Annotated in this window: 9 protein-coding genes, 1 tRNA gene and 1 pseudogene; 8 read left to right on the forward strand and 3 right to left on the reverse strand. The window is 45.8% G+C overall.

Annotated elements, in window-relative coordinates:
* Positions 1-18 precede the first annotated feature (18 nt).
* The 7 genes and pseudogenes from rpsP to HGH90_RS21980 all read left to right on the forward strand — a co-directional run.
* A pseudogene (rpsP, locus tag HGH90_RS31830) lies at positions 19-270 on the forward strand (30S ribosomal protein S16); the annotation flags it as partial.
* Positions 271-609: 339 nt separating this feature from the next.
* Positions 610-1,131 (forward strand): ribosome maturation factor RimM, encoded by a 522-nt coding sequence (gene rimM / locus HGH90_RS21955; protein ID WP_168767086.1) that lies wholly within the window; start codon positions 610-612, stop codon positions 1,129-1,131.
* Positions 1,132-1,144: 13 nt separating this feature from the next.
* Positions 1,145-1,816: a tRNA (guanosine(37)-N1)-methyltransferase TrmD gene (trmD, locus tag HGH90_RS21960; RefSeq protein ID WP_168767087.1), complete on the forward strand. Its 672-nt coding sequence runs from the start codon at positions 1,145-1,147 to the stop codon at positions 1,814-1,816.
* 119 nt (positions 1,817-1,935) lie between these two features.
* Positions 1,936-2,283, forward strand: a complete 348-nt coding sequence (rplS, locus tag HGH90_RS21965; protein ID WP_079473603.1) for a 50S ribosomal protein L19 — start codon at positions 1,936-1,938, stop codon at positions 2,281-2,283.
* 190 nt (positions 2,284-2,473) lie between these two features.
* Positions 2,474-2,725 (forward strand): twin-arginine translocase TatA/TatE family subunit, encoded by a 252-nt coding sequence (locus HGH90_RS21970; protein ID WP_246121025.1) that lies wholly within the window; start codon positions 2,474-2,476, stop codon positions 2,723-2,725.
* Positions 2,726-2,784: 59 nt separating this feature from the next.
* Positions 2,785-4,230 carry an Asp-tRNA(Asn)/Glu-tRNA(Gln) amidotransferase subunit GatA gene (gene gatA / locus HGH90_RS21975; RefSeq protein WP_168767088.1) on the forward strand — a complete coding sequence of 482 codons (1,446 nt, stop codon included), beginning with the start codon at positions 2,785-2,787 and terminating at the stop codon, positions 4,228-4,230.
* Positions 4,231-4,240: 10 nt separating this feature from the next.
* Complete coding sequence (locus HGH90_RS21980) at positions 4,241-5,506, forward strand: lytic transglycosylase domain-containing protein (protein ID WP_168767089.1); 1,266 nt, start codon at positions 4,241-4,243, stop codon at positions 5,504-5,506.
* 77 nt (positions 5,507-5,583) lie between these two features.
* On the opposite strand, the gene HGH90_RS21985 is transcribed toward HGH90_RS21980, so the two are convergent.
* The 3 genes from HGH90_RS21985 to gap form a co-directional block, all read right to left on the reverse strand.
* Positions 5,584-6,999: a cation:proton antiporter gene (locus HGH90_RS21985; protein WP_169191886.1), complete on the reverse strand. Its 1,416-nt coding sequence runs from the start codon at positions 6,997-6,999 to the stop codon at positions 5,584-5,586.
* Positions 7,000-7,147: 148 nt separating this feature from the next.
* Positions 7,148-8,347, reverse strand: coding sequence for a phosphoglycerate kinase (locus tag HGH90_RS21990; RefSeq protein WP_168767091.1), 1,200 nt, complete (start codon positions 8,345-8,347; stop codon positions 7,148-7,150).
* A gap of 167 nt (positions 8,348-8,514) precedes the next feature.
* Positions 8,515-9,531: a type I glyceraldehyde-3-phosphate dehydrogenase gene (gene gap, locus HGH90_RS21995; RefSeq protein WP_145660349.1), complete on the reverse strand. Its 1,017-nt coding sequence runs from the start codon at positions 9,529-9,531 to the stop codon at positions 8,515-8,517.
* Positions 9,532-9,673: 142 nt separating this feature from the next.
* On the opposite strand from gap, the gene HGH90_RS22000 reads away from it, so the two are divergent.
* Positions 9,674-9,745 (forward strand) — tRNA-Glu (locus tag HGH90_RS22000).
* Positions 9,746-9,927 lie beyond the last annotated feature (182 nt).

The raw sequence follows: 9,927 nt of genomic DNA on the forward strand, positions 1-9,927 counted from the left end.
AAATAACTCGACTTATTTATGCCAGTAAAAATCAGACTGCAGAGACATGGCGCGAAGAAGAGACCCTTCTATTTTATCGTAGTTGCCGATGCGCGCGCACCAAGAGATGGTAAATTCATCCAAAAAATCGGTACTTACAATCCTTTAACAGTTCCAGCTTCTATCAACATCGATACCGAAAAGGCATTGCGTTGGTTGCAGAAAGGTGCACAACCTACTGACACTGTTAGAAGAATCTTGTCTTTCAAAGGTGTATTGTATTTGAAACATCTGTTAAGAGGTGTTACATTGAACCTGTTCGACGAGCCTACTGCTTACCAAAAATTTGCACAATGGCAGGCTGAACACGAACAAAAAGTTTCTGCCCGTCGCGACGGTCACAAGAAAGCTAGAATGGCAGCTCCAATCGTAAGAAAGGTAGAAGACACTCCAGCTCCAGCTACTGAAGCTCCGGCAGAAGGAGAAGGTACAGAAGCATAAAACGGCAACGTTTTAACAATACCTGAAAAAGGAAATATTTGCAGCCGCAAATATTTCCTTTTTTAATTTTTGTTACCAGCCAGTTTCCGCACCGGAAACGCAGTAATACAAAGGCTAACAGCTGAAAATATGAGTAACTATTTTAGTATAGGTAAGCTGGCTTCAGCGCATGGCTTACAGGGCGACCTGGTTTTAAGGCACAGCCTGGGCAAAAGATCAGCACTGAAGGGTGTTACCGTTATTTTCCTGGAAGAGCGGAAAAACAGCTTCATTCCCTATTTTATTCAGCAGGTATCGGTAAAAGACGGAGAAAGCGTATATATCAAGCTGGAAGGAATAGATACGAAGGAAGCGGCACAAAAGCTCATGCCGGCACAGGTATACCTGCAGGAAGCCGATTTCAAGCAGCAAACGGCCTCTTCTGCCCCTCTGGCATTGCTGGGGTATGAAGCAGAAGACGCGCAATATGGCCCCCTGGGTACTATTGAGGAAGTAATTGAAATGCCTATGCAGATACTGGTGAAGGTATTTATAAAAGGAAAAGAAGCCCTGTTGCCAGTGAATGAACAATCGCTGGTAAAAGTGGATAAGAAAAATCAAAAGGTATATCTGAATCTGCCCGAAGGCCTGATTGAGCTGTATACCAGTTAAATACGCTGAAAGCATGCGAATAGATATAATTACCGTACTGCCGGAATTACTGGAAAGCCCGCTCTCTCATTCCATTATGAAGCGGGCACAGGCTAAAGGCTTGCTGGAAGTGCATGTACATCCGCTCAGGCAGTACTCTACCCTCAAACATAACCAGGTAGACGACTACCAGTTTGGAGGTGGCGCCGGTATGGTCATGATGCTGGAGCCTATTGTCAATGCTATTGAATCACTGCAGGCCAAGGTACAGTACGATGAAGTCATTTACCTGACGCCCGACGGAGAAACATTGAACCAGAAAATGGCCAACCAGCTGTCGCTTAAAGGCAACCTGCTGATGCTTTGCGGGCACTATAAAGGCATAGATCAGCGTATCCGGGATCATTTCATCACCAAAGAGATCTCTATCGGCGACTACGTGCTGAGTGGGGGCGAGCTGGGTGCCGCCGTACTGGTAGACGCCATCGGGCGCTTACTGCCAGGTGTGCTCAACAATGAAACCAGTGCGTTGACCGACTCTTTCCAGGACAACCTGCTGGCGCCGCCGGTGTATACCCGTCCTGAGGAGTTTCGTGGATGGAAGGTGCCCGAAGTGCTGATGAGCGGAGATCACAAAAAAATCGAGGAATGGCGACACCAGGAATCGGTGGAAAGAACAAAACAACGCAGGCCCGACCTGTTATAACATAATGATTTATAGGTCATATAGATCGCTTTGCCATCTGAGATGCATAATTTCTCGGTTTTTAATTTGGTAAATGCTATTTCTTGACTTACTTTTGCACTCCCATAAATATTTGAAAGATGAACGCAATTTCGTTTGTTCACGAACAACTGACAGCTAACAAACAGTACCCGAAGTTTAAAGCAGGCGACAACGTCACTGTCAATTATAAAATCGTGGAAGGTAATAAAGAAAGGATTCAGTCCTTTAAAGGTGATGTATTGAAGATCCAGGGTACAGGATCAACTATGTCTTTCACTGTTAGAAAAATTTCTGATGGCATTGGTGTGGAAAGACTGTTTCCGCTTTACTCTCCTCATATCGATGGTATCGTGTTGAACAAGGTGGGTAAGGTAAGAAGAGCTAAGCTTTACTACCTGCGCGAAAGAGCTGGTAAGAAAGCCCGTATCAAAGAAAAAAGGGTTTAGTATAAATACAGGGAAATTTGTTAAAAGCGGGACCGTTCCGGTGCCGCTTTTTTCGTGTGCTTAAAAAGGTATTAAAACTCTGTCAGGACTGCCTGGAAGGGTGAAAAAGCCGATTTTATGCGCTATCTTTGTTGACTGAACAATATAAATTTTTGAGACGATGACAGCTGTTTTTGTTAAATCATCATTTTTGATTCTTCAGGATATTGGTATGTCCGAGCTGCTTTTAATTGCGGTGGTAGTATTGCTGCTTTTCGGAGGCAAGAAAATCCCTGAATTAATGCGTGGCCTGGGTAAAGGTATCCGTGAATTTAATGACGCCAAAAACAATGTGCGCCAGGAGATAGAAGAAGGAATGAGAGAAAAGCCTGTTCAGCCTTCTGCACCGGCTACTACTGATGTTCCCACTAAGGAAGCTGTAGATCCGCATCACAACGCGTAATTGATTGCCAACACCCTGCGGGGATTTACTGATTAGTTTCAATTTTAACTGGTTTAGCCTTGTCTGAATTCAGCTGTATAACTACTTTTCATAAAGCATTATACGCCGGCAGCACAAGCTGTATGGAGCAGGTTCGTTATTACCTGGACCGTATTGCACAACTAAAACATTTAAATGCCTTCCTGGAAGTGTATGAGGAGGAAGCCCTGGAAAAGGCACAACTGCTGGATACCCGTTTAAAAAACGGAGAAAAGCTGGGTGCATTGGCAGGAGTGGTGATAGGTATTAAGGATGTTATCTGCTATAAAGGCCATAATGTAAGCGCCGCTTCCCATATATTGGAAGGGTTTACTTCGTTATTTTCTGCCACAGCCGTGGAGCGGTTGCTGGCGGAAGATGCTATTATCATTGGTAATCTCAACTGCGATGAATTCGCTATGGGATCTACCAATGAAAATTCTGCTTTCGGGCCTACCCTTAATGCCCTGGATAATTCCCGTGTTCCGGGAGGATCTTCCGGAGGATCGGCGGTAGCCGTACAGGCAGATTTATGCCAGGTAAGCCTGGGAAGCGATACGGGTGGATCCGTTCGTCAACCGGCTGACTTCTGCGGTATTGTGGGGTTAAAGCCTACCTATGGCCGTATTTCCCGATATGGACTTATTGCCTATGCTTCTTCATTTGATCAGATCGGTATTTTTGGCAAAGATATTGCTGATGTGGCCGCTGTTTTACAGGTAATCGCAGGACCGGATGAGTTTGATAGTACTGCTTCTCAACAAACAGTACCAGATTATAAAGCCGCCCTGGAAGACAATAAAACATTCAAATTTGCGTATTTAAGAGATGCCCAGTATCATGATGGCCTGGATGCAGAGATGAAGGACGGCTATATTGATTTCTTTGAAAGTTTGCAGTCATTAGGTCATTCGGTATCAGGAAGAAGTTTTGAATATCTCGACTATGTAGTTCCAGCCTATTACGTACTTACTACTGCTGAAGCATCCTCTAATTTGTCCCGTTATGATGGGGTAAAATATGGGCATAGAACGGCTGAACAACACCTGGATCTCATCGAATTTTACAAAAAAAGTAGATCAGAAGGGTTCGGAAAAGAAGTAAAACGTCGTATATTACTGGGGACTTTTGTGCTGAGTGCGGGGTATTACGACGCATATTATACTAAAGCACAACAGGTTAGGCGTCTTGTAACAGAAAAACTCAACGAAATATTAGAAGAGTACGACGCCATTTTGATGCCAACTGTGCCGTCTACGGCATTTAAATTAGGGGAGAAGACAGATGACCCTATAGCCATGTACCTGGCCGATATTTATACGGTACTGGCTAATCTGGCAGGGGTTCCGGCAATATCCGTTCCTTTGAGCCGGCATTCAAACGGAATGCCATATGGTGTACAGATCATCACAAAGAAGTTTAGCGAAGCAAACTTGTTGCATATAGCCAATCAGATCATGGCTAAAGAACAGGTTACTGTTGTTTAAAATAAATTGTATGAGAAAAATCTTTTTACTACTGCTGTTGCCAGCAACGAGTTTAGTGGGGTTGGAAGTGAAGGGAAGCAATAGCAATCCTAAAGAGATGGTGTATCCAATAGGAGCGCCAGATACTTCAGTTGTAAGACTGAGTCATAAGGTGCATTTACCTAAGGATTCAGTACAGGCATCTCCCACATCGGTGGCCGTTAGAAAGGCTGCCCAAAGTTTGCCTAACACCATTCGCAGCGCGAAGGTGTACGAGCAAATTAACAATAACCTGGTAGCGGGTTATGTGAGTAATTATGCCACCCGGTATAGTCAACATCTGCAAATCATGATTGATAAGGGACAGCCTTATTTCAATATGATTGAAAAAGTATTCCGTGATAACGGTATCCCGGAAGAAATGAAATACCTCGCAGTGATTGAATCCAGCTTTAATACCAATGCCCGTTCCAGGGTAGGCGCAGTAGGCGCCTGGCAGTTTATGGCCGGTACCGCCCGCATTTTTGGTTTGAGCGTAGGTAAGAAAGTGGATGAAAGAAAAGACTTTTATAAATCTACCCTGGCTGCTGCCCAGTTCCTGAATCAGCTGTATGCACAGTTCGACGATTGGTTATTGGTGGTAGCTGCCTACAATTGCGGCGCAGGTGGCGTTCAACGTGCTATCAATGCCAGCGGGCGTAAAGACTTCTGGGGAATGCAGTATTTCCTACCAGCAGAGTCCCGCAACCACGTATACAAATTCATTGCTACTGGTTATATTCTCGACAGGTTCAATAACTTCTTCGGTGTAAGCGACGATGTAAATCCCACTATTACGGTAAATATGCCGGCTGGTGAAAACATGGCCGCACCTGTAGCAAGAGGCCCATTAACAGAAGACGAAATTTTCAACACTGTTGAAATTAATGTCACCGGTAAATATCGCCTGGAAGCTATTGCAAAGAAACTGGATATGTCTGTGCCGGAATTAGACCGTTTCAACCCAGGGTTTGCCAAAGCAATGGGTAGCGCAGAAAATTCTTATGATCTGCGCATCCCGAAAGAGAAAATGAAGCAATTCATGGCAGAGAAAGATGAGATGCTGAAAGAGTCGGTACAAATGACACTGGACGATAAAGCGGTAGGTGTAGATAAATCTAAATTCCCACCTGCGGTGAAAATGGCAGAAAAGACAACAGTAGCCAAGAAAACTACTTATTCTTCCAGGAAACATCATACAGCAGCTAAGAAGTATCATACCACCAAAAAGCACACTGCTAAGAAAAAGAAGAAATAATTACCCGGCAGGGTATACGATACAACAAGAGAGGGAGCTGGTTATCAGCTCCCTCTCTTGTTGTATGCCGGCATGATTTATAAAGTGGTTAAGCTTTGCTTCCGTTTTTCGCTCATGGCAACCAGGTCTAGCAAAGGGCCGGTCATAAACGTAGTAGCAAGGGCCATCAATACCAGCATAGCAAAGATTTCGGGCGACAGGATGCCCAGGTCAAAGCCGATATTCAACACCACCAGTTCCATTAATCCGCGGGTGTTCATCAGCGCGCCGATGGCTACCGATTGCCGCCAGGATTGTCCCATTAACCGGGCGGTGATGGCGCTCCCCCCAAATTTTCCTGTTACTGCTATCAGCATAATAATACCGCAAACGATCCAGAGATCGCCCTGGCTCAGTAAACCGATTTGCGTTCTTAAACCGGTGAAAACAAAAAAGATAGGCAATAGCAGCATAACGCTAACATCCTCTAGTTTATCAGTAAGCAATTGTTTAATATTAGTGGAAGCAGGCATAATTACACCCGCCAGGAACGCGCCAAACAGGGCATGAATACCGATTACTTCCGCTACCCAGGCAGAAATCAGCAACATCAAAAATACGGTCGATACTGCCGCTTTCTCACGTCCTTTGGACACCAGGGAAGCTGTTATTTTATTCAACCATGGGCGAACCGCCAGCAGCATCAGTGCAACAAATATGAGGGCCAGGCAAATGGTAATCAGTGCGCTCATCAGACCACTGGCATTCACAATGGCTACTACCACTGCCAGGATACACCAGGCGGTTACATCATCTGCGGCTGCGCAGGTGATCGCCATAATTCCCAGGGGAGTATGGGTTAGTTTTCTTTCCTGTACAATACGCGCCAGTACCGGGAAGGCGGTAATGCTCATGGCGATACCCATAAACAGTGCAAAAGAAAGGAAGCTTACATTGGCAGGGGCAAAGCGGGTAAAGAGAAAATAAGCCAGCCAAACGCCCAGGAAGAAAGGCACAATGATGCTGGCATGGCTGATCATCACTGCATCGTGGGCTTTATGCCTGATTTTACTGATGTCGAGCTCCATGCCCACTATAAACATGAAGAAGGCCAGACCTATCTGGCTTAGAAACTGCAGGTTTTTCAGCGATTCCACCGGGAAGATAAAGCCAGAGAAGGAGGGCGCAATCCAACCGAGCAGGGAAGGCCCCAGTAATACGCCTGCAATGATTTCGCCTACCACGGCTGGCTGCTTTACTTTATTGGCCAGTATCCCAAAGAAGCGGGCTACCACCATAATCAGAATAATTTGCAGTAATAGTAGTCCCAGTGGATGTTTAAGGTTATCGAGGTAATGCCACCACCCGGCTGTAGCGGGAGGAGCGGCTGCCGGCTTAGCCGGAACAAAATGGTTGGGGTTGACGGGCAATGATTGGCCTTTTTGCAGGATGATCCAGATGAGCACCCCAAAAGAGCCGATGATGGCCGGATACCACAGCAGGCGTTTGTTCATAACACAAGAGTGAATGGTTGGTGGTAAAATACTAAAAAACGTTGGGGTATTTTTATAGTCCGTCTCATAAAGTAACAGCTACCAGTGCGAATGATGCTGGCGCCATTCTCCCTGGTAGCTGTTGTGTTATGTTAAATGTTCTTAAAGTTTATTGCTGGCCTACAGCCGCGATTCCTGGCAGCACTTTTCCTTCGAAGAATTCCAGCAGCGCACCACCGCCGGTAGATACGTAGCTCACCTTATCGGCAATACCAAACTGGTTTACTGCAGCAACGGAGTCGCCGCCGCCTACCAGGGAGAAAGCTCCTTTAGCAGTGGCTGTAACAATAGCTTCGGCTACTCCTTTGGTACCAGCCTGGAAGGCGGGCATTTCGAATACGCCCATCGGGCCATTCCACAGGATGGTCTTGGAATTGGCGATAGTTTCGCCAAACAAGGCTACAGATTTAGGGCCTATGTCGAGTCCCATCCATCCCGCAGGAATATTATCGTTGGATACTTCCTGGGTGTTGGCATCCGGTGCAAATTTATCAGCGGCAATAGAATCGACTGGCAGTAAGAGTTTTACACCTTTTTCCTTTGCTTTGGCTACCAGTTGATTAGCCAGGTCCAGTTTATCATTTTCGCAGAGAGAGCTACCAATTTCCTTGCCCTGGGCTTTGAGAAAAGTATAAGCCATACCACCACCGATGATGAGGTTATTGGCGCGATCCATCAGGGTTTCGATGATAAGTATTTTATCGCTCACTTTAGCGCCGCCGAGGATAGCGGTAAAGGGGGCTGCGGCGTTGTCCAATACTTTGGTGGCGCTGTTTACTTCCGCTTCCATCAGCAAGCCAAACATGCGGTTGGCAGGTGAAAAATACTGGGCAATTACTGCAGTAGAAGCGTGGGCACGGTGTGCAGTACCGAAGGCGTCATTTACATATACATTACCGAGCTTGGAGAGTTGCTCAGCAAACTGCGGATCTCCTTTTTCTTCAGCTTTGTGGAAACGCAGGTTTTCCAGCAACAGTACTTCACCCATTTGCAGGTCTGCAGCTGCTTTTTCGGCAACGGGGCCTACGCAGTCGGATGCAAATTTTACGGTAACGCCACCCAGCAAGCTAACGAGGTGATATACCAGGTGTCTTAAAGAATATTTATCGGTAGGACCATCTTTCGGGCGGCCCAGGTGAGACATCAGGATCACGGCGCCGCCATCTTTCAGGATTTTCTGGATAGTGGGAACCGCTGCGCGCATACGGGTATCGTCAGTAATCTGGAATTCATCGTTCAGGGGAACGTTGAAATCCACACGTACCAATGCTTTGCGGCCATTAAAGTTATAGTCAGCAAATTTGCTCATATGTATCAATTTAAGATCATGAGAACGGGGTACTATTAAAAAACCGCGGTACCAACAACGCAAAGCAAGTATACAACCAAAAAGAAAAATCTGGCCAATTGCTGCTATGGTGTAGTCCCGCGGAATTTAAAGACTCCCCTGCAACAGCGGGGGAGTACATGGTATAATTATTTAGTAATCAGACCAGCGAAGTACTTTACAGTACGTACCAGCTGAGATACATAACTCATTTCGTTATCGTACCAGGAAACGGTTTTAACCATTTGGTGTTCGCCTACAGTCATTACTTTAGTTTGTGTAGCATCGAACAGGGAACCGAAGTGGATACCGATGATGTCAGAGCTCACAATTTCATCTTCCGTGTAACCGAAAGATTCGTTGGAAGCGGCTTTCATTGCTGCGTTGATTTCATCAGCAGTTACTTTTTTACCGAGGATGGTGGTCAGTTCAGTTAAAGAACCGGTGATAGTAGGTACGCGTTGTGCGTTACCATCCAGTTTACCTTTCAGTTCAGGTAATACCAGGCCGATAGCTTTAGCAGCACCGGTACTGTTAGGTACGATGTTAGCGGCAGCAGCACGGGCACGGCGCAGGTCACCTTTTGGATGAGGAGCATCCAGGGTGTTCTGGTCGTTGGTGTAAGCGTGTACGGTAGTCATTAAGCCGGTGATGATACCGAATTTGTCCTGCAATACTTTAGCCATAGGAGCTAAGCAGTTGGTAGTACAGGAAGCGCAGGAGATAACGGTTTCGCTACCATCCAGGATTTCGTGGTTAACGTTGAAAACGATCGTTTTCAGATCACCAGTAGCGGGAGCAGAGATTACTACGCGTTTAGCGCCAGCAGTGATGTGTGCAGCAGCTTTATCTCTGTCGGCGAAGAAGCCGGTACATTCGATGACTACATCGATGTCGTGCTCTTTCCAAGGAATTTGAGACGGATCTCTCTGTGCATATATTTTCACATCTTCACCGTTCACATTGATTGCGTTTTCAGAATGCTTTACTTCTGCATCGAATCTACCCTGTGCTGAATCATATTTCAGCAAATGCGCCAGCACGTTAGGGCTGGTGAGGTCATTGATAGCTACCACATCAATGCCGGGCATTTTGTAAATTTGGCGGTATACCAAACGGCCAATACGACCGAAACCATTAATACCAATTTTGAGAGTAGTTCCCATTTTACATCGTGATTTGAGTATGAAAAAATCGAGAGCGAATTTACAATCAATACCCTTATTAATCAATATAAATTTAGGTTAGCAAAATTTTTTTTGGAAATATAAAATAACGTCCTACATTTGCAATCCCAAAACGATACATGCCGCGTTGGTCAAGGGGTTAAGACGCCTCCCTTTCACGGAGGAGTCACGGGTTCGATTCCCGTACGTGGTACAAGAAGGGATATTGTCCCAAAGAGCTGAAGGCTCCTCTGAAAAGAGGGGCCTTTTTATTGTGCGCCAGGCATGTGTTATAGCTCTAGGGTGTAAGTCCCGAATGCACTTTGCAGCAGGAAGCATTAGCCAATAGCAAGGGTGTCCATCGTAAGGTGGAATCTGAAGGAAGCTGGCGGCAAA

Source organism: Chitinophaga sp. Ak27, assembly GCF_012726295.1.
Lineage (GTDB): Bacteria > Bacteroidota > Bacteroidia > Chitinophagales > Chitinophagaceae > Chitinophaga.

Bases quoted from the DNA above. Each gene is read 5' to 3' on its own strand.
- rimM (WP_168767086.1), top strand. From the start codon at position 610: ATGAGTAACTATTTTAGTATAGGTAAGCTGGCTTCAGCGCATGGCTTA.
- trmD (WP_168767087.1), top strand. From the start codon at position 1,145: ATGCGAATAGATATAATTACCGTACTGCCGGAATTACTGGAAAGCCCG.
- rplS (WP_079473603.1), top strand. From the start codon at position 1,936: ATGAACGCAATTTCGTTTGTTCACGAACAACTGACAGCTAACAAACAG.
- HGH90_RS21980 (WP_168767089.1), top strand. From the start codon at position 4,241: ATGAGAAAAATCTTTTTACTACTGCTGTTGCCAGCAACGAGTTTAGTG.
- HGH90_RS21985 (WP_169191886.1), bottom strand. From the start codon at position 6,999: ATGAACAAACGCCTGCTGTGGTATCCGGCCATCATCGGCTCTTTTGGG.
- HGH90_RS21990 (WP_168767091.1), bottom strand. From the start codon at position 8,347: ATGAGCAAATTTGCTGACTATAACTTTAATGGCCGCAAAGCATTGGTA.
- gap (WP_145660349.1), bottom strand. From the start codon at position 9,531: ATGGGAACTACTCTCAAAATTGGTATTAATGGTTTCGGTCGTATTGGC.